Here is a 21,094-nt window from a genome sequence, read left to right on the forward strand (position 1 = left end):
CGCTTGCGGGCTGCCCTGCTGCCCTCAAAAACTCGCTTGCACGCCCAGCTTGAGGGAACGGCCCGGCAGCGGCGACTTACCAAACGCGGTGCTGGTCAGGATCGAGGTCGCGCTGTAGGCCAGCTGGTCGCTGAGGTTGTCGAGCCGCACAAACCAGTGCAGCACCGCAGCGTCCAGCCTCTGGCGGTAAGACAGGCTGGCGTTGAGCAAGGTGTAGGCCCCGGTGGCCACACTGCCACTGGGCACGCGGTTTTGCGCGGCATGCCAATCGGCCCACAGCTTGCTGCTCCACGGCCCCTGGGCATAGGCCAGCGTGGCCCCCAGGCGCAGCGGTGCAATGCGCGGCAAGGGCTCGCCGGTGCTGCTGTTGGTGGCGCGCACCGTGTCGGCGCGCCAGTCCAGATCCAGTGTGGAAGGTCCTTGCCACAGGCGCTGACGGCCGTTGACTTCCAAGCCCTGAAAGCGCGCCTTGACGCCTTGATAGGCTTGCACAGGAAGCTCCTCCTGCGTTTCACCTGTGTTCATCAAGCCGATGTAATGGGCGAAGCGACTGGCAAAAGCGGTCACGGTCATGCGGTGGGGCCCGCTCTTCCAGTCCAGTCCCAAGTCCAAGCTGTTGGACTTTTCCAGCCCCAGCGCGCTGTTGCCCACCTCCCAAGCATGGGTGGCCAGGTGCGGTCCATTGGCAAACAGCTCGTAATCTTTGGGCGCGCGTTGCGACATGGCGGCATTGCCAGTCAAAGCCCAGGCAGAAGACAGCTTGTAAGCCGCGCCAGCGGCCAGGCTCCAAGGTGTGAAATCGCGCGTGCCGACTTCAAAACGGTCCAGTGAAGGGTTGCCCAGGGACTGCACGCGCACCGACTCCCAACGCGCACCGGCATTGACCTGTCCCCAAGCGGTGGGCAACTCTTCGTGCACAAACAACGCCCGACTGCGGGTGCGGCTGAAGGGTGCAAATGCCTCATCGCCCACGGCAGAAAACCGGCTCGACTCCAGCTGCGCGCCCAGCACGCCTTGCCACCCAGCCAAGGCGCGGTGACGCGCTTCCAGGCGCAAGTCCTGGCCTTGGTTGGCAAACACAGTGCCAGAGATGCCGTTGTCAAATTCGGTGTGCTGGTAATCGGTGTGGCTCATGCGGGCTTTGACGCTTTCAAACCAACCGGGCAAATTCCGCACTTGGCTTTCGAGTGCGTAGCGCGTGGTCTTCATGCCGATCGTCACCCGGTCTTCGGCCACGGTACCGTAGTCGCTCTGGTAGCTGTTGACCGAGGCACCCAAGTAACCATCGGACCAGAAAGTGCTGGCGCCGATGGCACCGCCTTGTGATTGGCTGGCCGAGTTGCAGATGCGGCGGGCGTAGCGGGTTTCACCCGTTTTGTCGCAGGCCAGCGACACGGGCACCCGCACATCGCCCGTGCGCCGCTCAAAGCCGTCCACATGCAGCGCCCAGCGGTCGTTGCCGGCCTCCACCAGGCCCGCTGCGCTGCGCTCGGCGTTGCCAGTGCCCGCCTGCAGCTGCGCTTTGCCCGATACCCCCGACAAGGCTTCGCGCGGGATGCGGTTGTCGATCACATTGACCACCCCGCCCACGGCACTGCCGCCGTATTGCAAAGCGGCTGAACCGCGCAAGACCTCGATGCGCTCGGTGGACAAAACATCCAGCGGCACCGCATGGTCATAGCTCAGGGAAGACGCATCCAGACTAGAGGCGCTGTTGTTGAGCACCCGGATGCGGTCACCGTCCAGACCCCGGATGATGGGGCGGCTGGCGTTGGGACCAAAGTAGGTGCTGGACACGCCGGGCAAACCGTTCAGAGTTTCGCCCAAGGTGGTTTGCCCGCGCTCGATCAGCTCGTTACCCCCCAAGGCGCTGACGGGCAAGGCGGTTTGCGTACGCCCCAACGGGTTGCCGGTGATGACCACCTCGTTCGCCGAAGTTTGTGCGCTGGCCACAGAAAAGCCCGATAAGGCAGACAAGCTGGCGCAGGCCAGCACAGAAAGAGATGGAATTTTTTTCATGGTTCAGATGTGAAAAGCCGAAGACCGTCTGCTCAAGCCGAGGAGGGGCTGAACAGACGAGCGCTTGGAAAATCAGATCTGAACGGGGGGTGCTCGGGCCTGCGCGGCCCACCACACTGGGAGGCCGACGGGCCTGTAGGCCAGACTGGGAAGTGCTGTCTGCGGCAGGCTTTGCAGCAGCATCTGGACGGGCCAGGACGCCAGCGCACTGACGTGCCCCAGGTGGTCGAGGACCTGACACAGCGCCGAGCCGATGGCATGGCCCTCACTGTCGTGTGCCAGCGAAGTGGCCGAATCCGAGACCTGTTCGACCGCTGAGACCGCTTGCTGAACCTGGTGCGCAATGCCGTGCCACTGCCCCCAAATCGGCGCCCACAGCAAAGCCGCGACCAGCCAAAGGGTCAGGACAAATCGGCTGCGAAACAAGCGGTGAATCATGAGGGTGACGATCAACAATTCAAACAGCCTGAGCTGTCTGACTTGACGATAGGGACGCTGATTTTATGCCCGAACCCATTGCGCAAAGGTCTGGCGGAACTTGGCCACCTTGGGCGCGGCCACGGCCATGCAATAGCCTTGGTAGGGGTTGCGCTCGAAGAAGTCCTGGTGGTAGTCCTCGGCCGCGCTGTAGTTGGCCAGCGGCTCGACCTCGGTCACGAGGGGTCGGCCAAAGGCTTGCGCCGCATTCAGCTCGGCGATCAGCGCCTGGGCTACATCGGCTTGTTCGGGCGTGGTGAAGTAAATGCCGCTGCGGTATTGCGTGCCCACATCGTTGCCTTGGCGGTTCAGCGTGGTCGGATCGTGGATGACAAAAAAGATTTCCAGCAGCTCGCGCGTGCTGATTTCCGTCGGGTCATACACCAGCTTGACCACCTCGTTGTGGCCTGTGCGGCCTGTGCAGACCTGTTCGTAAGTGGGCGCCAGCGTCTGTCCATTGCAATAACCCGACTCAACGTCGCTCACGCCGCGCACCTTCACGTACACCGCCTCGGTGCACCAAAAGCAGCCTCCGCCCAAAACCAATGTTGCAGTCATGTTTTTTTCCTTGATGGTTCAGCCTGGACCCCGGGTCTTCGCCCGGGGTGACAAACACGGTGGATGGTTCAGCTTGCACACCTGGCCTTCGCCCGGTGTGACCAACACGGTGGCAGGTCCTTCACGTGGCAAAAACCCGATGGCCAGTCATCCCGGACTGGATCCGGGATCCACCTGGGTCACACCCGCAACACCCTGCTGGGCAAATTATGAAACAAGGCTTTGCACACCACCCTGCACCGCCTGCACGAAGTCCTTGAGCGCCATCTGGTCGCGGCCACTGCGCCACAGGCAGCGGGTGTCGTAACGCACATCGGCCTGGGCCAGCGGCACAAAGGCCACACCGGCCAGCGCCGACTTTTGCAAGGCCTGCGGCACCAGCGCCACGCCCAAGCCCTGCGACACCAGCGACACCACACTCAGCCAATGGCGCAACTCGTGCACCGCCGGGGGCAACCAACCCGCCTGCTCGCACTCGCTCAAGATGCGGGCGTGGTAGTCGGGCGACACCGTGCGCGAGACCACCACCAAGGACTCGCCTTGCAATTGGTCCAGGCCCACATGGCTGGACCGCGCCAGGGGATGCGACTGCGGCAGACAGGCCACCAGCGGTTGGCTGACGACCAACACCTGATCAAAACCCGGCGGCACGCGGGGGGTGTGGACAAAGCCCACGTCCAGCCGGTCGCGCACCAGCTCGGACAGTTGCTCGCTGGAGCTGAGCTCCAGCAGAACCAGCTTCAGGCGCGGGTGGCTGGCCTGAAAGCGCCCCAGCAACTGCGGCAGCCCGCAATACAGCATGGTCCCGGCAAAGCCGATGTGCAGCTCGCCCGCCTGCCCTTCGGCCACCTCACGGGCTTCGCGGGCGGCGTCGCTGGCCTGGGCCAGCAGGGCGCGGGCGGCGGGCACAAAAGCCTGCCCGGCAGCGGTGAGCTGCACGCCGCGGCTGTTGCGGGTGAACAATTGCGCCCCCACAGACGCTTCAAGCTGCTGGATGTTGAGCGACAGCGGCGGCTGCGAGATCGACAGGCGCTGCGCGGCCCGGCCAAAGTGCAGTTCCTCGGCCAGGGCCAAAAAGTAACGCAGGTGACGGAATTCCATGTATTAAAAATTTATATTGATGAATCCATAATCAATATTAGACAGCTATTCATGCCGCCATGACAATCACCCTCAGCACTTTTTTTAAGGAGACACACCATGGCCACCCACAAGAACACCTTCAACTGGGAAGACCCCTTTGACCTGAGCGCCCAATTGACCGACGACGAGCGACAGGTCAGCGAGGCCGCCCGCGCCTATTGCCAGGAACGCCTCTTGCCTCGCGTCAAAGACGCCTTTCTTAATGAGACCACCGACCGCGCCATCTTCACCGAGATGGGTGAGCTGGGCCTCTTGGGTGCCACCATCCCCGAGCAATACGGCGGTGCGGGCCTCAACTACGTCTGCTACGGCCTGGTCGCTCGCGAAGTCGAACGCGTGGATTCGGGCTACCGTTCCATGATGAGCGTGCAGTCGTCGCTGGTGATGGTGCCGATCAACGAATTTGGCACCGAAGCGCAAAAGCAGAAATACCTGCCCAAGCTGGCGCGTGGTGAGTGGGTCGGCTGCTTTGGCCTGACGGAACCCAACCACGGTTCCGACCCTGGCAGCATGATCACCCGCGCCAAGAAAGTGCCCGGCGGCTACAGCCTGTCTGGCGCCAAGATGTGGATCACCAACAGCCCGATCGCCGACGTCTTCGTGGTCTGGGCCAAGGACGATGGCGGCCAGATCCGCGGCTTCATTTTGGAAAAAGGCTGGAAGGGTTTGAGCGCTCCTGCTGTGCACGGCAAAGTGGGCCTGCGTGCCTCCATCACCGGCGAGATCGTCATGGACGAAGTCTTCTGCCCTGAAGAAAACGCCTTCCCCGAAGTGCGCGGCCTCAAAGGCCCCTTCACTTGCCTGAACAGCGCCCGCTACGGCATCGCTTGGGGCGCTCTGGGCGCTGCCGAAGACTGCTACGCCCGCGCCCGCCAATACGTGATGGACCGCCAGCAATTTGGCCGCCCCTTGGCTGCCAACCAGCTCATCCAGAAAAAGCTGGCCGACATGCTGACCGAAATCAGCCTGGGCCTGCAGGGCTGCTTGCGCTTGGGCCGCATGAAGGACGAAGGCACGGCCTCGGTGGACCTGACCTCCATCCTCAAACGCAACAGCTGCGGCAAGGCGCTGGACATTGCCCGCCTGGCCCGCGACATGATGGGCGGCAACGGCATCAGCGCCGAATACGGCGTGGCGCGTCACCTGGTGAACCTGGAAGTGGTCAACACCTACGAAGGCACGCACGACGTGCACGCCTTGATCTTGGGACGCGCCATCACGGGCATCCCGGCATTCGCCAATTGAGCGCCAAGCTCAAGCACACTCAGGGGCTTCGGCCCCTTTTTCTTGACCTGCGATTGACCTTCTTGTGTGGGCCACCGGCTTGACGCGCATCAGGTCAGCCACTACATTACTAACCAGTCAGTCATTAGCCAACTGGTTTGTGTGAACACCGAAGCATCCGCCCCCCATAAACGCGAACGCCGCAAACAAGACCGCCCCGGAGAACTCCTGGAGGCGGCTTTGGACTTGTTCGTCGAAAAAGGCTTTGCCGCCACCCGCGTGGAAGAAGTGGCCGCCCGTGCGGGGGTGTCCAAAGGCACTTTGTTCTTGTACTTCCCCAGCAAAGAAGACCTGTTCAAGGCCGTGGTGCGCGAAAACGTGGTGGCCCCTGTGACGCAAGGCGCAGCCGAGGTGGCGCAGTTTCAAGGCCCCACGGGTGAATTGCTCGAATGGATGCTGCTCCAATGGTGGCACCGGTATGGCGCCACCAAGGCTTCCGGCATTTCCAAGCTGGTGATGAGCGAGGCGAGTAATTTTCCTGAATTGGCTGCTTTTTACCGCCAGGAAGTGATCGAGCCCGGACAGGCCCTGGTGCGCTTTGCGCTGCAAAGAGGCATTGATCGGGGCGAGCTGCGCCCCATGAACATCGAGTTGGCGCTGCATTCCGTCATGGCGCCGCTGCTGTTTTTGGTCATGTGGAAACACTCCATGGGCCCATGCAGCCCGCAGACCGAACAAATCAACCCTGAACAATTCATTTCCCAACACGCCCAGTTGCTGGTGCGTGGTTTGTCTACTTCTTGATCTGCCATGAAAAAAACAACCATCTGGATCTTGTCGGGTGTGGCCATCGCTGTGCTGGTGGCCGGAGGCGCCCGTGTACTGAGTCAGCGCAAGGCCGCCAACAGCCCCACTGCCACGGCCGTGAGCACGCCAGTGCTGGAGTTGGCCAACGCCGATGTCTTCACCGTCAAAACCCAAGCCCTGGCCTTGGGCCTGCCGGTGTCCGGCGCACTCAAAGCCACGCAAAGCGCCTTCATCAAGGCCCGCGTGGCCGGTGAACTGGTGGCCTTGACCGTGCGCGAAGGCGATGCCGTGCAAGCGGGCCAAGTGGTGGCCCGCGTAGACCCCACCGAATACCAGGCACGCCAACGTCAGGCCCAGCAGCAAGCCGATTCGGCCAAAGCGCAGGTGGACATTGCCCAGCGCCAATACGACAACAACAAGGCCTTGGTGGACCAAGGCTTCATCTCGCAAACCGCGCTCATCACCTCGCAAGCCAGCCTGAACGGTGCGAAGGCCACTTACATGGCCGCCCTGGCTGCGCTGGATGTGACCAACAAGGCGCTGGACGATGCCAACTTGAAAGCACCTTTTTCTGGCCAGATTGCCCAGCGCCTGACACAAGCCGGTGAGCGCGTGGCCATCGATGCCCGCATCGTCGAGATCGTCAACCTCTCACAGCTCGAACTCGAAGCCGCCTTGCCCGCCAACGATGCCGCCCAAGTGCGTGTGGGCATGAAGGCCCAACTGAACATCGAAGGCGTGGGCCAGCCGGTCGAGGCCCGTGTGTTGCGCATCAACCCCAGCGCCCAGGCGGGCAGCCGCAGCGTGTTGGTGTACTTGGGCGTGTCGGGGCGCGAGGGCTTGCGCCAGGGCCTGTTTGCCGAAGGCGCCTTGGGCACCCAGACCGTGCAGGCCATGGCCGTGCCGGTGAGCAGTGTGCGCACCGACAAGCCGCAGCCTTATGTGCAAGTGTTGGAGAACAAGGCCGTCAAGCATGTGCCCGTCAAAACCGGTGCGCGCACCGAAGTTCAAGGACTGGCCATGGTGGCCGTCGAAGGTTTGACCGAAGGCACGCAAGTGCTGGCGGCCAGTGCAGGGGCGGTGCGTGAAGGCGTGCAGCTCAAGTTCACGGCTGCGGCTCAGTAAAAGGCACTCAGCATGTGGTTCACCCGTGTCAGTCTGAAAAACCCCGTCTTCGCCACCATGGTCATGCTGGCCTTGGTGGTGTTGGGCTTGTTTGCCTACCAGCGCCTCAAAGTTGACCAGTTCCCCAACATCGACTTTCCGGTGGTGGTGATCAGCACCGAATACCCCGGCGCATCGCCCGAAATTGTGGAAAGCGAAGTCTCCAAAAAGATCGAGGAAGGCGTCAACTCGATCGCCGGCATCAACGCCCTGACCTCGCGCAGCTACGAAAACCAGTCGGTCGTCGTGATCGAATTCCAGCTGCACATCGACGGCCGCAAGGCCGCCGAAGACGTGCGCGAAAAAGTCGCGTCCATCCGCCCCAGTCTGCGCACCGAAGTCAAGGAACCCAAGGTGCTGCGCTTTGACCCCTCCAGCAAAGCCATCTGGTCGCTGGCCGTGGTGCCGGACACCACCCAGGCCAAAGTGCCCACCGCGGTGGAGATGACCAACTGGTCCGAGCAAGTCCTCAAAAAGCGCCTGGAAAACGTGCGCGGTGTGGGCTCGGTCACCCTGGTGGGCGGCACGCGCCGCGAGATCAATCTGTATTTACAGCCTTCGGCCATGGAAGCGCTGGGCATCACCGCCGACCAGGTGGTGGCCGCCGTGCGCGCTGAAAACCAGGACCTGCCCGTGGGCGCGATCCGCTCGCTCGAGCAAGAGCGCATGGTGCAGGTCGAGTCGCGCATGAAGCGCCCCGAAGACTTTGGTCAGATCATCGTGGCCCGCAAAGGCGGCTCGCCGGTGCGCCTGTCGCAAGTGGCCACCGTGCAGGATGGCGCGCAAGAAGTTGACTCCCTGGCGCTCTACAACGGCCAGCGCACCTTGCTTTTGTCGGTGCAAAAGTCGCAAGATGAAAACACCATCCAGGTGATCGACGGCTTGGTCAAGACCGTGGCCGAACTGCAAAAACAGCTGCCACCTGGCTTGCGTCTGGAGCCCATCACCGACAGCTCGCGCCCCATCCGTGTGGCGGTGGACAACGTGCGCCGCACCCTGATCGAAGGCGCCATCCTGACGGTGCTGATCGTGTTCCTGTTCCTGAACTCCTGGCGCTCCACCGTGATCACCGGCTTGACGCTGCCGATCTCGCTGATCGGCACCTTCATGTTCATGAACATGTTCGGCTTCACCATCAACATGATCACCCTGATGGCCCTGTCGCTGTGCGTGGGCCTGCTGATCGACGACGCCATCGTGGTGCGCGAGAACATCGTGCGCCATGTGCAGATGGGCAAGAACGCCTATGACGCCTCGATGGAAGGCACCTAGGAAATCGGCCTGGCGGTGCTGGCCACCACCTTGTCCATCGTGGCGGTGTTTTTGCCGATCGGCTTCATGGAAGGCATCATCGGCAAGTTCTTCCACGAGTTCGGCATCACCATCGTGGCGGCCGTGGGCATCTCGATGTTTGTGAGCTTCACACTCGACCCCATGCTCTCGAGCATCTGGCACGACCCCAGCATCGAAGAACACGGCAAGCACCACGCCCCTGTGACCCTTTACGACAAAACCATTGGCCGTGTGACCCACTGGTTTGACACGGGTACCGACAAGCTGTCCGACGGCTACCAAAAAATCCTGGCCTGGTCGCTGGTGCACAAACGCAAGACCGTGTTGATGGCCATTGGCGTGTTCGTGACCAGCATCTTCATGGTGCCGCTCTTGGGCACCGAGTTCGTGCCCAAGGCCGACTTTTCCGAAACCTCGGTGAACTTCCAGACGCCCGTGGGCAGTTCGCTGGAAGCCACCGAAGCCAAAGCGCGCCAGGTCGAAAGCATCATCCGGGAGTTCCCCGAGGTGCGCTACACCGTGGCCACGCTCAACACCGGCAACGCGCTGGGCAAAAACAACGCCAGCATCTATGTGCGCCTGGTCAACCGCAAAGACCGCCAACGCAGCGTGGACCAGATGTCGGCCACCCTGCGTGAACGCTTGCAGCAAGTGCCTGGCATCACCGTCACGCATGCCGGTTTGCTCGACAGCGTGGGCGGCAACAAGCAAATCGAATTTTCCATCCAAGGCCCGGACCAGCGCGAACTGGAACGCCTGACCCTGCAGGCCATGGACAAGCTGCGCGCCATCCCTGGCTTGGTCGATCTGGACTCCAGCGTCAAAGCCAACAAACCCACCATCGGGGTGAGGGTGCTCACCACCTCAGCGTCTGATCTGGGTCTGGGCACGGCCCAACTGGCCGGACCGCTGCGCACCTTGGTGGCCGGGCAAACCGTGGGCAACTGGCGCGCCCCCGATGACCAAACCTACGATGTGAACGTGCGCCTGTCGCCCGATGCCCGCAACAATATGCAGGACCTGGAGCGCCTGCCCTTTGCGCTCAACGCGGCCGACGGCAGCACCCGCATCGTGCGCCTGGGCCAGGTGGCCAAGGTCAGCGAGAGCACCGGCTCCAACCAGATCAACCGCCGTGACCTGACCCGCGAGGTGGCCATCAACGCCAACGTTTACAACCGTGCGGCAGGCCAAGTCTCGGGCGACATCAAGACGGTCATGGAAGGCCTGAACTTGCCCCCGGGCTACCGCTTCCAGTTCGGCGGCTCCACCAAAAACATGGCCGAGTCCTTTGGCTACGCCCTGTCCGCCCTGGCGCTGGCCGTGATCTTCATCTACATGATCCTGGCCAGCCAGTTCAAGAGCTTTTTGCAACCCTTGGCCCTGATGACCGCCCTGCCCCTGACGCTGATCGGCGTGGTGCTGGCCCTGATGCTGTTCCGCTCGACCTTGTCGATGTTCTCCATCATCGGCGTGATCATGCTGATGGGCCTGGTCACTAAAAACGCGATCTTGCTGGTGGACTTTGCCATCCGCGCGCGTGAAGAAGGCATGGAACGCAGCGAAGCCCTGCTGATGGCCGCCAAAGTGCGTTTGCGGCCCATCTTGATGACCACGCTGGCCATGATTTTCGGCATGGTGCCCTTGGCGTTTGCCATGACCGAGGGCTCCGAGCAGCGCGCCCCCATGGGCCAGGCTGTGATCGGTGGTGTGATCACCTCCTCTTTGTTGACGCTGGTGGTCGTACCGGTGGTGTATTGCTACATGGACGACCTGGCGCAGTGGCTGCGCCGCAAAGCCGGTCTGGCACCAGCCCGTCAGGGCGCAGTCGGATCAGCCCAGTAAAATCAAACCCATATTGGAAAACCCCTCAGGAGTAAAAAAATGGATCTGAACCAGGCCCGCTTCAACATGATCGAACAGCAAATCCGCCCTTGGGAAGTGCTGGACCCGCAAGTGCTGGACTTGTTGTCGGTGGTTCGCCGCGAAGACTTCGCCCCCCTGGCCCACAAGGCCCTGGCGTTTGTGGACATGGAAATCCCCCTGGGCGCCGCCGCCAACCAGGTCATGCTGGCCCCCCGCGTGCAAGCCCGACTGCTGCAAGAGCTGGCACTGAAGAAGACCGACAAAGTGCTCGACATCGGCACCGGCTCCGGTTTCATGGCCGCCCTGATGGCCCACCAGGCCGCCAGCGTGCTGAGTCTGGAGACCGATGCCAGCCTGGCGGCGCAGGCCCAAGCCAATTTGCAAAAAGCTGGTGCGACCAACGTCAGCGTGCGCGTGGCCGATGGCAGCCAGGGTGCTACTGCCGATGGTCCCTTCGACGCGATCTTGCTCAATGGCTCGGTGGCCCAGGTGCCCACAGCCTTGCTGCAACAACTCAAGGTGGGCGGCCGTCTGGTGGCCATCGTGGGCGACGAACCCATGATGCGCGCCACCGTGGTCACCCGCAGCAGCGACAGCAGTTTCACCACCACCGAGCCCTGGGACTGCAATGCCCCTCGCTTGAACGGTTTCACCGAGCCTTCGCGCTTCGCATTCTGAACACCATGCAACAGATCACACCTGCACAACTGAACGACTGGGCTGCACAGCAAGCGAGCCGCCCCGTGCTGCTGGACGTGCGGGATGCCTGGGAACTGCAGACCGCCAGTGCCCGGCCCGACAGCCTGGACCTGGTGCACATGCCCATGCAGACCATCCCGGGGCGCCTGGACGAGTTGGACCGGTCACGCCCCATGGCTTGCCTGTGCCACCACGGTGCGCGCAGCCAGCAGGTGGCCCACTTCCTGGCCCAACAAGGCTTTGAGGTGGTCAATGTGGCCGGTGGCATCCATGCCTGGTCACTGCAAGTAGACCCCACTGTGCCCGTGTATTGATGCCCGTTCATTGCGCTTCGCCTATTCACCGGATTTCAAGAAAGCCCCCCATGCAGCACCAACGCTCCAACCCCGCCTTGTTCAAGTGCCTGCCCTTGGCAGCGCTCCTGTCGTTGGCCTTTGCCTGCAACAGCCACGCACAAAGTCTGGTCGACATGTACGAGATGGCCAAGGGCTTTGACGCAGGGTACCAATCGGCAAAATCACAATTCTTGGCCAACCAGGCCAAAGCGGATCAAGGCAAGGCGGCTTTGTTGCCCACGGTGAACCTCAGCGGGGGAGCGACACGCTCGAATCGGGAAATCACACCTCAAACAACGTCCGATTACAGCTACACCACACAAACGGCCGGCATCAATGCCAGCCAACCACTTTATCGCCCAGGCAATCTGGCGACCTACCAGCAAAGCCAAAAGACTCTGGAGATCGCACAAGCGGCCTTGAATCAAGCTGAGCAAGACCTGATCGTGCGGACCACACAGGCTTACTTCGAAGTCTTGGCTGCTCAGCAAAGCCTGACCTTTGTGCAAGCGCAAAAAGCAGCGGTGGCTGAGCAATTGGCCAGCGCCAAACGCAATTTTGAAGTCGGCACCTCCACCATCACCGACACCCGTGAAGCCCAAGCGCGCTACGACTTGGTGACCGCTCAGGAAATTGCAGCAGACAACGACCTGCGCGTGAAAAAAGTGGCCCTTGAGTTGCTGGTCGGCAAGTCCGATGCCAAGCCTTTGAGCCTGTCACCTCAAGCCAGCTTGCCACCGGTCACAGGCTCCGGTCCTGAAGAATGGATAGCGCAAGGTGAGCAATCACACCCGGCCATTCAGCAAGCGCGCACCGCCTTGGAGATTGCCAAACTTGAGACGGCCAAAGCTGAAGCCGGCCATAAACCCACGGTGGATTTCACCTTGGGTTACAACGCGCAAAGAAACATCAACGGTTTGGCAACCACATTCACAGGCAGCACCAACCAATTCAACATCGCCAGCGCTGGCATCACCGCCAACATGCCCCTGTTTGCCGGTTTTGCCACCCAAAACCGCATCCGCGAAACCTTGGCCCTGGAAGACAAAGCCCGCAGCGATCTGGAAGGCGCTCAGCGTCAAATCGCGCAAGCGACACGCACCGCCTATCTGGGCCTGCAGTCGGGTCTGGGTCAGGTCAAAGCCTTGCAAGCGGCAGAAGCCTCCAGCCAAGCAGCACTGGACGCCAACAAGCTGGGCTACCAGGTGGGTGTGCGCATCAACATCGATGTGCTCAACAGCCAAAGCCAGCTGTACCAGACCAAGCGTGATCTGGCCAAAGCCCGCTATGACGTCCTGCTCGGCCAGCTCAAGCTGCGCCAGGCCAGCGGCACACTCAAGGCCGAAGACCTGCAAAGCATCAACGCCTTGTTGCAGAAATAAACAGCTGCGCTCAGCCCTCAGCCCTGTCAGTCCTCACCGGTTGGCAGGGCTGAACTGTTTTTGCGGCACGCCGTGGCCACGCTTGGCTCGCCATGACAAATCCCGGTACTTGCATGGCGTGCGCTTCAGCTCAAAGCCTGGCGCCGACTGGGGGCCTCAGCAGGCCCATATTGGGATGAAGCCGCCGCGCTACCGAGCGTTCAGTGCCATGAGACTCGCTTGGGCGTAACGGTCAGCGGCCCCTCTGCCTTGCGCCACCATGTCCAAACCCGCTTGTTGCGCCCGGGCCAGGGCAGCACGGTCATTCAACCACGACAGCGCCTGATCCAGCGCACCGTCCATGTCGGCCACGCGCTGCGCGGCGCCTGCAGCCTGGGCCTGCTCCGACGCCTCGACAAAATTGAAGGTGTGCGGGCCCATGATGATGGGGCAGCCAAATGCCGCCGCCTCGATCAGGTTTTGACCGCCCAAGGGCATGAAGCTGCCGCCCAAAAGCGCCATGTCGGCGGCATGGAAATACTGCGGCATCTCGCTCAAGCTGTCGCCCAGCCAAATTTGCGCGTCCGTGGCGTCAACAGGCCAAGGCCCCTCTTCAGGCAGAGCGCTGCGGCGAAACACCGACCAAGCACGGTCCTGCACCAGTTGGTGCACTTCGTCAAAACGCTGCGGATGGCGCGGCACCACAAGCCACAACACGCCTGCATCGGCAAAAGCTTGTGCACGCCAGGCATTGGACGCCAGCGCGTTGAGCCACAGGACCTCTTCGCCTTCGCGGGTACTGGCCAACATGACCACAGGCCGCGCTTGCCCCTGGCGGGTCCATTGCGCGCGCCACTGCTGGGCACGCGCTTGGGCCAGCGGCTGGGGCTTGACATCAAATTTGAGGTTGCCCAAGACCGCGCTGACCTGGGCACCTAGGGCGCCCAGCCGCTGGGCATCCGCGGGGGACTGCGCCAGCACAGCATGCAAGCCCCGATAGGCTGGCCTGGACAGCCAAGACCAACGCTGGGCAGCGCGCAGTGACTTGTCATTCAAACGCGCATTGACCAGCAACAGCGGGACCGCCTGTTGCTGGCAGGCTTGCACCAGCGCAGGCCAGACTTCGGTCTCCATCAACAAGCCGCAACGCGGGCGGTGGTGTTGCAAAAAGCGGCGCGTGGCCTCGGGCGTGTCCCACGGCAACCAAGCTTGTGCATCGCCCGGCTGCAGCAGGCTCTGGCCTTGCGCCCAACCGGTGGCGGTGCTGTGCGTGAGCAACAAGCGCATGCCCGGAAGGCGTTGGCGCAAAGCGTCGATCAGCAGGCCCGCTGCACGCGTCTCACCCAGCGACACGGCGTGCACCCAGACACGACCGGCCTCGGGCGCGGGTGAGTCGTACAGGCCAAAGCGCTGAGGCACGTGCTGCAAATAACCCGGCTCTTGCAGGCCGCGCCGCTGCAGTTTGCGCCGCAGCAGTGGCTGCAAGCTGCGCATCAACAGCCCATAAGCCGACAACGCAACGCACTCCAACCAACTTAGCCTGGACACGGTCATCAACGCTCAGGCAGCCGCAAACAGTTGCGCATAGACGCGGCCAATGCCTTCGGCCTCTTTGGCTAGAGAGAAGTGCTCGACCACTCGCTGACGCGCTGCCTGGCCCATGCGCAAGGCCTGCTCGCGATTGCTCAAGACCTTGCGCACGGCTTGTGCCAAACCGGGCGCATCGCCCGTGTCCACCATCTCGCCAGTCAAGCCGGGGATGGCCAACTGGTCAAACGCACCGGTGCGTGAGCACACCAGCGCGCACTCGGTGGCCGCCGCCTCAAACGGCGTGAGGCCAAAAGGCTCGTAACGTGGGCAGGCCACACACAGCAGACAGCGTTGGTACCAACGGTGCACTTCGCCAGCAGGCACTTCGCCCAAAAAGACGATGCGCTCGGCCAAGCCTGCAGCGGCAATTTTGGCTTTGAGTTCGTCTTGATACGCCTGGTGCTTGGGCTGAGCCAAACCGGCGATCACCGCCGTGGCCCCGGGCAAATGCGGCAAGGCTTCGATCATCGCGTCCACAAACACATCGCTGCCTTTGTCGGGACGCACACGGCCAAACACGCCAATGCCGTATTCACCGGGCAGGCCCGAATCTTTCCAGGCCGTGCGCTTGTCGGCCGGTGGCGAAAAGCGTGACAGGTCGATGCCGTGCGGCACCACCGCCGTGGTGTTGGGCACAAACGATGCGGCCAAGGGCGTGGTGGAGATGACCGCGTCCATTTTGGAAATCAGCCAACGCGGGAATGCGCCGTGCAGGTGCTGCGCTGCGGACGTGAAGACCAACTTGATGGGCAAGCGCAGCACATCTCGCGCAAAAATCGCCGCCATCATTTCCGGGTCACGACGCACATGCCAGATGCGAAACGCACGGCCTGCGGGCGGCTTGCGCGACAACTTGATGGCTTCGCGCAGCGTCATGCCGTCGATGCCGTTGGACATGCGGGTGCCGCAAAAGCCCAGCCGCCACTGGTGCGCCTGCAGCGGCACCAAGGCGTTGATGGTGGCCGACACGCCGGTATAGCGCTCCTTGAGGTTGAAAACAATGACCTCGGGGTCTTGGCTGAGCACGGCGTTGGCGGGGTTCATCTGGGGCTTTCGGTCAAGCGTGGTTCAGTGGGCCGCAGCGCCAATCTGCGCATCGGGCTTGACCGAGCGCAGCAAGGCCAGCATGGCGGACTCGATGCGGTGCAGCGCCGCTTCGGTCTGGCCTTCAAAACGCAGCACCAGCACGGGCGTGGTGTTGGAGGCCCGGATCAAACCAAAACCATCGGGCCAGTCCACACGCAGACCGTCGATGTCCGACACTTTGGCCGGTGCACTGAAGGTGCTGCCCGCCTTGGCTTGCAAGGCTTTCGTGACCGTGTGCGGCTCGCCCTCGGCGCAGGCCACGTTCAGCTCGGGCGTGCTGAAGCTGCTGGGCAGCGCGTTGAGCACCGCGTTGGCATCGGGCTGCTTGCTGACGATTTCCAGCAAGCGGCAACCCGCGTAGGTGCCGTCGTCGAAACCGTACCAACGCTCCTTGAAGAAGATGTGGCCACTCATCTCGCCGCCCAAGGGGGCCTGACCACCTGCGGCCTCGACCTCTTTCATTTTGGCCTTGATCAGCGAGTGGCCTGTTTTGTACATCAGCGCTTTGCCGCCTGCAGCTTCAATGGCCGGGGCCAGGCGCTGCGAGCATTTCACGTCAAACAAGATGGTGCCGCCCGGCACACGCTGGAGCACATCTTCGGCAAACAGCTGCATCTGACGGTCGGGGTAAATGTTGTTGCCGTCTTTCGTGACGATGCCCAGACGGTCGCCGTCCCCGTCAAAAGCCAGGCCCAGTTCAGCCCCGGTGGTTTTGAGGGCCTGCATCAGGTCTTGCAGGTTTTCGGGCTTGCTGGGGTCGGGGTGGTGGTTGGGGAACTCGCCATCGACTTCGCTGAACAGCTCGATCACCTCGCAACCCAGGGCACGGAAGATGCCGGGGGCCGAGGCACCGGCGATGCCGTTGCCCGAATCCACCACGATCTTCATGGGGCGTGCCAAGCGGATGTCCCCCACGATGCGCTGGGTGTAATCGGACAGCACGTCCAATTGCGACACGCCGCCACCGGCTTGGAGCTGCCAAGTCTCGGTTTCCATCATCTGGCGCAGGGCCTGGATTTCATCGCCATAAATGGCGCGACCGGCCAAGACCATCTTGAAGCCGTTGTAGTCCTTGGGGTTGTGGCTGCCGGTCACCTGGATGCCGCTTTGGCAAGCGGTGTTGGCCGCAAAGTACAACATGGGCGTGGTCGCCATGCCGATGTCGATGACCTGCACACCCGCAGCCACCAGACCGCGAATGAGCGCGGCCGACAAGGCCGGACCGCTCAAACGGCCATCTCGGCCCACGGCCACCGTGGTCTGCCCTTCGGCGAGTGCCACCGTGCCAAAGGCCTTGCCCAGGCCTTCTGCGACCGCTTCGTTCAGCGTAGAAGGGACAACGCCACGGATGTCATAGGCTTTGAAAATCGAAGGGGTGACTTGCATGGGACAGAGATCAAAAGACTTGAAGGAGCGCCCTTCCCGAGCGGGAAAGACCGACTGGCAGATTTTGCCTGCATTGTAGGCGCCGCCGGTTCGAAACCGGCCCGAAACGCGGTGCCTGCCAACCGGCATCCCACAAGCCCCGTCATCCCCTAAGCCCTGTCATCCCCTAAAACCTGTCATCCCGCACTCGATGCGGGATCCACGCATTCCATCCTCTTGCCGTTAACATGGCCCAACCGTTCTCAACGCCCCCTGAACTGGAAAGCCCATCCATGACCCACTGGAACAGCCTGCACATCGACAGCCCTTGGGGCCGCATGACCTTAGCGGCCAGCGAGCGTGGTCTGTGCGGGGTGTGGTTCGATGAACAGCGCCATGGCCCGAGCCCGGCGCAAATCCAAAGTTGGCCCATCGCCCCCCAAGACCCGGTGCTGCAGCAAACGGCAGCGCAATTGCAGGCCTACTTTGCAGGTCAGCGCCAAAGCTTCGACCTGCCCCTGGATTTGTCACGCGGCACCGCGTTTCAGCAATCGGTATGGCAAGCCCTGCTCAGGGTCAATGCCGGCCAGAGCCAAAGCTATGGCGATCTGGCCAAACAACTGAACAAGCCCCAAGCCGTGCGCGCTGTGGGCGCTGCTGTTGGCCGCAATCCGGTCAGTATCATCGTGCCTTGCCACCGCATTTTGGGTGCCGGTGGTCAACTCACTGGCTATGCCGGCGGGCTGTGGCGCAAACAGGCGCTGCTGCGGCTGGAAGGCCATCCCGGCATCTGACACCTTCTCCATGCATTCATCTCACGCCAAAGGCTGGCTGGCTGATTTTTTGATCCTGTCCGCCATCTGGGGCTCGTCCTTTTTGTTCATGCGTCTGGCTGCGGTGGAACTGGGCGCGCTGCCCACCGCGGCCATTCGGGTGGCCATTGCTTCGGCTTTTTTGCTGCCGTTGATGTTGGCCAAAGGCCACTGGTCCGCCCTGCGGCAACACTGGAAACCCGTGCTGTTTGTAGGCGTGCTCAACAGCGGCATTCCCTTTGCCCTGTATTCCTTTGCGGTGATGCACATCACCACAGGGTTTTCGTCCATCCTGAACGCCACGGTGCCGCTGTTTGGCGCGCTGGTGGCCTGGGTCTGGTTGGGCGACAAGCCCAGTCTGTCACGCAGTGTAGGTCTGGCCATCGGCTTTGGCGGCGTGGTGCTGCTGGCCAGTGGACAGGCGAGCTTCAAGCCCAACGCCTCGGGCATTGCCCCAGCCTGGGCGGTGCTGGCCTGCCTGGCCGCCACCAGCTGCTATGCGCTGTCGGCCAGCTTCACCAAAAAGCACATCCCCAGCCTGCCGCCGCTGGTCACCGCCACCGGCAGCCAGATCGGCGCCACTTTGACGCTGGTGCTGCCTGCGCTGTGGTTTCACCCCGATCACTGGCCCAGCGCGACCGCCTGGTGGTCTCTGATCACCGTCGGCGTGCTCTGCACTGGCGTGGCCTACATCCTGTATTTCAAGCTGATTGAAAACGCCGGACCCGCACGCGCGCTCACGGTCACCTTTCTGGTGCCGGTGTTTGCCATCGCCTACGGCGTGCTGTTTCTGGGCGAAAGCGTGACCGCCTGGATGCTGCTGTGCGGCGCGGTGATTCTGGCGGGCACGGCCCTGTCCAGCGGACTGGTCAAGCTGCCGGGGCGTTGATCTGGCGGTGAATCTGCACCCGCTGCACCACATCGCGCGCCCTGAGCTGACCACAGCCACCGTCCACATCTTGACCGGCTGACTGGCGCAGTTTGGTCAGCACGCCCCGCTGGTGCAAGGTGCGGGCAATTTCAGCGGCGCGTTCCCAACTCGGCCTGGCATAAGGCAGATCGGGCACCGCGTTGTAGGGGATCATGTTCATCAAGGCGTATTTGCCCTTGAGCAAGCGCACGATGCCCTCGATTTCTTCGTCGCTGTCGTTCACGCCCTCGATCAGCGTCCACTGGTACTGGATCGGGTAGCCCGTGGCGCGGGCATAGACCTCACCGGCTTCGACCAGGTCTTGCGGGTCAAAGCGCGGCGCACGCGGCAGCAGCTGCGCCCGCAGATCGGCCCGTGTGGTGTGCAACGACAGGGCCAATGCAGGCTTGACGCGGCCTTGCGGCAGACGCTCGAACACCCGGGCATCGCCCACCGTGGAAAACACCAGATTCTTGTGCCCGATGTTGCCCACCGTGCCGAGCAGGTCAATCGCCTCCATCACCTGATCGAGGTTGTGCGAAGGCTCACCCATGCCCATGAACACCACTTTTTTGACCGGCCTGAGCGTGCGGGCCAGCGCGACTTGCGCCACGATCTCGGCGCTGCCCACCTGACGGATCAGGCCTTCGCGGCCGGTCATGCAAAACACGCAGCCCACGGCGCAGCCCACCTGGCTCGAAACACACAGCCCGTCACGCGGCAGCAGCACGCTTTCCACGGTCTGGCCGTCTTGCAGGCCCACCAGCAAACGGGCGGAGCCGTCTTGACCGGGATGCTGCTCGCGCAAGGTGGCCAGACCTGTCAGCGCATCACTCAGCGCAGGCAGCGCGTCGCGCACCGCTGTGGGCATGAAGCTCGTCAAAGGCCTGCGCCCGCTGTCCTGCGGCTTGGCTTGCACCCACAAGCGCAAGATGCGCTGCTCGTGCAGGGCGTTGGCGCCCAGGGCACACAAGTACTCCCGGATGTCCTGAACGCTGTGAAAGCTGGGAATGGGCATCAGTAATGCGGCGGGATCTCGTCACGCAAATTGCGCACCTCGGCGCCACCACCCGACTCGGGCAGGCGATCGCGCATCTGGCGCAGCTCCTGGATGAGCGCGTCGATTTGCTGTTGCTGGCGGTAGACCTGTGCGTTGAGCTGGTCCAGCAGGTCTTCGGTGAAGCCGGCCTTGATCTCCAGATCGACCAGGCGGTTTTCAATTGGGGTGGGAATGTCCATGGCCTGTATTGGACCTGATTTTTGCCCCCATCAGGCGCCAAGGATAATCACGTCCCATGATCAAACTCTTAGTCGGCCTGGGCAATCCCGGCACTGAATACGAAGACACCCGCCACAACGCCGGTTTTTGGTGGATCGATGCGGTGGCCCGCGAACTCAAGGTCTCGCTGGTGCCCGAGCGCAGCTACCACGGCCTGATGGCCCGCACCACCGTGAAGGGCCAGACGGTGTGGTTGCTGGAACCCCAGACCTTCATGAACCTGTCGGGCAAATCGGTCAGCGCGCTGGCGCGGTTTTTCAAGATTCAGCCGCAAGAGATTTTGGTGGCACACGACGAGCTGGACATCGCCCCCGGCGAAGCCAAGCTCAAGCTGGGCGGCAGCCATGCCGGACACAACGGTTTGCGCGACATCCACGCCCAGCTGGGCACCGCCGACTATTGGCGTCTGCGCATTGGCGTGGGCCATCCCGGCGTCAAATCCGAAGTGGTCAGCTGGGTATTGAAAAAACCCATGGCCGAGCACCGCACCGCCATCGAAGACAGCATTGCGCGTTCCGTGAAAGCCTTGCCTTTGCTGTTGGACGGCGAGATGGAGAAAGCCATGGCCCTGATCCACACCAGCAAGCCGCCGCGCCCGAAACCGCCAAAGCCGCCGAAGGCGGTGCCCCCCGAGTCGACAGACCCCGCCTGAGTGACATCACTGCCCTTGCAAGCGACGGTATTTGGCCCAGAGGGATTCTGAGGTCTCCACGTGCTGGGGGCTGACCGGGATGCAGGCCACGGGGCAGACCTGCACGCATTGGGGCTCGTCAAAGTGCCCGACGCACTCGGTGCATTTGCTCGGGTCGATTTCGTAAATTTCTTCGCCCAGGTAAATCGCCTGATTGGGGCACTCGGGCTCGCACACATCGCAGTTGATGCATTCGTCGGTGATCATCAAAGCCATGCCAAGGACTCCACAAAATTCGCAATCAGGTTCATGCCCACGATTATCGACGAGTGACGCCAACCCGCCCGCAGGCAGGGCTGTTGGGGAATCACAAAATTCCACAACACCAAAGGGGTCCGCACGCTGTGGGCCTAAAATGAAGCTGTGGAATACATCATGAACGCTGACCTGCACTGCCATTCCGTTGTCTCTGACGGCA

General features: G+C 62.4%; 19 protein-coding genes and 1 pseudogene. 10 read left to right on the top strand and 10 right to left on the bottom strand.

All coding sequences use genetic code 11. The features are described from left to right. Positions 1 to 24: 24 nt before the first annotated feature. The 4 genes from Q1W40_RS10660 to Q1W40_RS10675 all read right to left on the bottom strand — a co-directional run bounded on the left by Q1W40_RS10660 (position 25) and on the right by Q1W40_RS10675 (position 4,155). Complete coding sequence (locus Q1W40_RS10660; protein WP_300711711.1) at positions 25 to 2,019, bottom strand: TonB-dependent receptor; 1,995 nt, start codon at positions 2,017 to 2,019, stop codon at positions 25 to 27. A gap of 72 nt (positions 2,020 to 2,091) precedes the next feature. After that, complete coding sequence (locus Q1W40_RS10665; RefSeq protein ID WP_300711713.1) at positions 2,092 to 2,475, bottom strand: DUF2946 family protein; 384 nt, start codon at positions 2,473 to 2,475, stop codon at positions 2,092 to 2,094. A gap of 45 nt (positions 2,476 to 2,520) precedes the next feature. Then, complete coding sequence (msrA, locus tag Q1W40_RS10670) at positions 2,521 to 3,054, bottom strand: peptide-methionine (S)-S-oxide reductase MsrA (protein ID WP_300711715.1); 534 nt, start codon at positions 3,052 to 3,054, stop codon at positions 2,521 to 2,523. Between the two features lie 207 nt (positions 3,055 to 3,261). Beyond that, on the bottom strand, positions 3,262 to 4,155 hold the full coding sequence (locus Q1W40_RS10675) for a LysR family transcriptional regulator (protein WP_300711717.1): 894 nt from the start codon (positions 4,153 to 4,155) through the stop codon (positions 3,262 to 3,264). A 99-nt stretch (positions 4,156 to 4,254) separates the two neighbouring features. Between Q1W40_RS10675 and Q1W40_RS10680 the strand changes: the two genes are divergently transcribed. The 7 genes and pseudogenes from Q1W40_RS10680 to Q1W40_RS10710 all read left to right on the top strand — a co-directional run bounded on the left by Q1W40_RS10680 (position 4,255) and on the right by Q1W40_RS10710 (position 12,964). Further along, complete coding sequence (locus Q1W40_RS10680) at positions 4,255 to 5,442, top strand: acyl-CoA dehydrogenase (protein ID WP_300711719.1); 1,188 nt, start codon at positions 4,255 to 4,257, stop codon at positions 5,440 to 5,442. Between the two features lie 141 nt (positions 5,443 to 5,583). After that, positions 5,584 to 6,225, top strand: coding sequence for a TetR/AcrR family transcriptional regulator (locus tag Q1W40_RS10685; protein ID WP_300711721.1), 642 nt, complete (start codon positions 5,584 to 5,586; stop codon positions 6,223 to 6,225). 6 nt (positions 6,226 to 6,231) lie between these two features. Beyond that, a complete protein-coding gene (locus tag Q1W40_RS10690) occupies positions 6,232 to 7,353 on the top strand; it encodes an efflux RND transporter periplasmic adaptor subunit (RefSeq protein WP_300711723.1) in 1,122 nt (373 codons plus the stop codon). 12 nt (positions 7,354 to 7,365) lie between these two features. Continuing rightward, positions 7,366 to 10,527 (top strand): annotated as a pseudogene (locus Q1W40_RS10695) (efflux RND transporter permease subunit). A 39-nt stretch (positions 10,528 to 10,566) separates the two neighbouring features. Beyond that, positions 10,567 to 11,226, top strand: coding sequence for a protein-L-isoaspartate O-methyltransferase (locus Q1W40_RS10700; RefSeq protein WP_300711725.1), 660 nt, complete (start codon positions 10,567 to 10,569; stop codon positions 11,224 to 11,226). 5 nt (positions 11,227 to 11,231) lie between these two features. Then, positions 11,232 to 11,561, top strand: a complete 330-nt coding sequence (locus Q1W40_RS10705) for a rhodanese-like domain-containing protein (RefSeq protein ID WP_300711727.1) — start codon at positions 11,232 to 11,234, stop codon at positions 11,559 to 11,561. Positions 11,562 to 11,611: 50 nt separating this feature from the next. After that, on the top strand, positions 11,612 to 12,964 hold the full coding sequence (locus Q1W40_RS10710) for a TolC family outer membrane protein (protein WP_300711729.1): 1,353 nt from the start codon (positions 11,612 to 11,614) through the stop codon (positions 12,962 to 12,964). Positions 12,965 to 13,153: 189 nt separating this feature from the next. On the opposite strand, the gene Q1W40_RS10715 is transcribed toward Q1W40_RS10710, so the two are convergent. The 3 genes from Q1W40_RS10715 to Q1W40_RS10725 form a co-directional block, all read right to left on the bottom strand. Beyond that, a complete protein-coding gene (locus Q1W40_RS10715) occupies positions 13,154 to 14,437 on the bottom strand; it encodes a 3-deoxy-D-manno-octulosonic acid transferase (RefSeq protein WP_300711731.1) in 1,284 nt (427 codons plus the stop codon). A gap of 66 nt (positions 14,438 to 14,503) precedes the next feature. Continuing rightward, the gene (locus tag Q1W40_RS10720) at positions 14,504 to 15,577 is read right to left on the bottom strand and encodes a glycosyltransferase family 4 protein (RefSeq protein WP_300711733.1); all 1,074 of its coding nucleotides are present in this window, start codon (positions 15,575 to 15,577) and stop codon (positions 14,504 to 14,506) included. A gap of 24 nt (positions 15,578 to 15,601) precedes the next feature. After that, positions 15,602 to 17,005 carry a phosphomannomutase/phosphoglucomutase gene (locus Q1W40_RS10725; RefSeq protein ID WP_300711735.1) on the bottom strand — a complete coding sequence of 468 codons (1,404 nt, stop codon included), beginning with the start codon at positions 17,003 to 17,005 and terminating at the stop codon, positions 15,602 to 15,604. A gap of 272 nt (positions 17,006 to 17,277) precedes the next feature. Between Q1W40_RS10725 and Q1W40_RS10730 the strand changes: the two genes are divergently transcribed. Then, positions 17,278 to 17,778, top strand: a complete 501-nt coding sequence (locus Q1W40_RS10730) for a methylated-DNA--[protein]-cysteine S-methyltransferase (RefSeq protein ID WP_300711737.1) — start codon at positions 17,278 to 17,280, stop codon at positions 17,776 to 17,778. 10 nt (positions 17,779 to 17,788) lie between these two features. After that, a complete protein-coding gene (locus tag Q1W40_RS10735; RefSeq protein ID WP_300711740.1) occupies positions 17,789 to 18,685 on the top strand; it encodes an EamA family transporter in 897 nt (298 codons plus the stop codon). Here the strand turns inward: Q1W40_RS10735 and Q1W40_RS10740 are convergent. Next, positions 18,666 to 19,724 (bottom strand): RNA methyltransferase, encoded by a 1,059-nt coding sequence (locus tag Q1W40_RS10740; protein ID WP_300711742.1) that lies wholly within the window; start codon positions 19,722 to 19,724, stop codon positions 18,666 to 18,668. The genes Q1W40_RS10735 and Q1W40_RS10740 overlap by 20 nt on opposite strands. Beyond that, on the bottom strand, positions 19,724 to 19,945 hold the full coding sequence (locus Q1W40_RS10745; RefSeq protein ID WP_108286412.1) for a SlyX family protein: 222 nt from the start codon (positions 19,943 to 19,945) through the stop codon (positions 19,724 to 19,726). Before Q1W40_RS10745 ends, Q1W40_RS10740 begins: the two co-directional genes overlap by 1 nt. Before the next feature lie 56 nt (positions 19,946 to 20,001). On the opposite strand from Q1W40_RS10745, the gene pth reads away from it, so the two are divergent. After that, positions 20,002 to 20,637, top strand: coding sequence for an aminoacyl-tRNA hydrolase (gene pth, locus Q1W40_RS10750; RefSeq protein ID WP_300711745.1), 636 nt, complete (start codon positions 20,002 to 20,004; stop codon positions 20,635 to 20,637). Positions 20,638 to 20,643: 6 nt separating this feature from the next. On the opposite strand, the gene Q1W40_RS10755 is transcribed toward pth, so the two are convergent. Continuing rightward, positions 20,644 to 20,892, bottom strand: a complete 249-nt coding sequence (locus Q1W40_RS10755; RefSeq protein WP_300711747.1) for a YfhL family 4Fe-4S dicluster ferredoxin — start codon at positions 20,890 to 20,892, stop codon at positions 20,644 to 20,646. Positions 20,893 to 21,094 lie beyond the last annotated feature (202 nt).

It is taken from the genome of Limnohabitans sp. (assembly GCF_030158565.1).
Taxonomy (GTDB): Bacteria; Pseudomonadota; Gammaproteobacteria; order Burkholderiales; family Burkholderiaceae_C; genus Limnohabitans_A.

Bases quoted from the DNA above. Each gene is read 5' to 3' on its own strand.
- Q1W40_RS10690 (WP_300711723.1), top strand. From the start codon at position 6,232: ATGAAAAAAACAACCATCTGGATCTTGTCGGGTGTGGCCATCGCTGTG.
- Q1W40_RS10675 (WP_300711717.1), bottom strand. From the start codon at position 4,155: ATGGAATTCCGTCACCTGCGTTACTTTTTGGCCCTGGCCGAGGAACTG.
- Q1W40_RS10715 (WP_300711731.1), bottom strand. From the start codon at position 14,437: ATGCGCAGCTTGCAGCCACTGCTGCGGCGCAAACTGCAGCGGCGCGGC.
- Q1W40_RS10735 (WP_300711740.1), top strand. From the start codon at position 17,789: ATGCATTCATCTCACGCCAAAGGCTGGCTGGCTGATTTTTTGATCCTG.
- Q1W40_RS10680 (WP_300711719.1), top strand. From the start codon at position 4,255: ATGGCCACCCACAAGAACACCTTCAACTGGGAAGACCCCTTTGACCTG.
- Q1W40_RS10710 (WP_300711729.1), top strand. From the start codon at position 11,612: ATGCAGCACCAACGCTCCAACCCCGCCTTGTTCAAGTGCCTGCCCTTG.
- Q1W40_RS10705 (WP_300711727.1), top strand. From the start codon at position 11,232: ATGCAACAGATCACACCTGCACAACTGAACGACTGGGCTGCACAGCAA.
- Q1W40_RS10660 (WP_300711711.1), bottom strand. From the start codon at position 2,019: ATGAAAAAAATTCCATCTCTTTCTGTGCTGGCCTGCGCCAGCTTGTCT.
- Q1W40_RS10740 (WP_300711742.1), bottom strand. From the start codon at position 19,724: ATGCCCATTCCCAGCTTTCACAGCGTTCAGGACATCCGGGAGTACTTG.
- Q1W40_RS10725 (WP_300711735.1), bottom strand. From the start codon at position 17,005: ATGCAAGTCACCCCTTCGATTTTCAAAGCCTATGACATCCGTGGCGTT.
- Q1W40_RS10730 (WP_300711737.1), top strand. From the start codon at position 17,278: ATGACCCACTGGAACAGCCTGCACATCGACAGCCCTTGGGGCCGCATG.
- Q1W40_RS10745 (WP_108286412.1), bottom strand. From the start codon at position 19,945: ATGGACATTCCCACCCCAATTGAAAACCGCCTGGTCGATCTGGAGATC.
- msrA (WP_300711715.1), bottom strand. From the start codon at position 3,054: ATGACTGCAACATTGGTTTTGGGCGGAGGCTGCTTTTGGTGCACCGAG.
- Q1W40_RS10755 (WP_300711747.1), bottom strand. From the start codon at position 20,892: ATGGCTTTGATGATCACCGACGAATGCATCAACTGCGATGTGTGCGAG.
- Q1W40_RS10700 (WP_300711725.1), top strand. From the start codon at position 10,567: ATGGATCTGAACCAGGCCCGCTTCAACATGATCGAACAGCAAATCCGC.
- Q1W40_RS10720 (WP_300711733.1), bottom strand. From the start codon at position 15,577: ATGAACCCCGCCAACGCCGTGCTCAGCCAAGACCCCGAGGTCATTGTT.
- pth (WP_300711745.1), top strand. From the start codon at position 20,002: ATGATCAAACTCTTAGTCGGCCTGGGCAATCCCGGCACTGAATACGAA.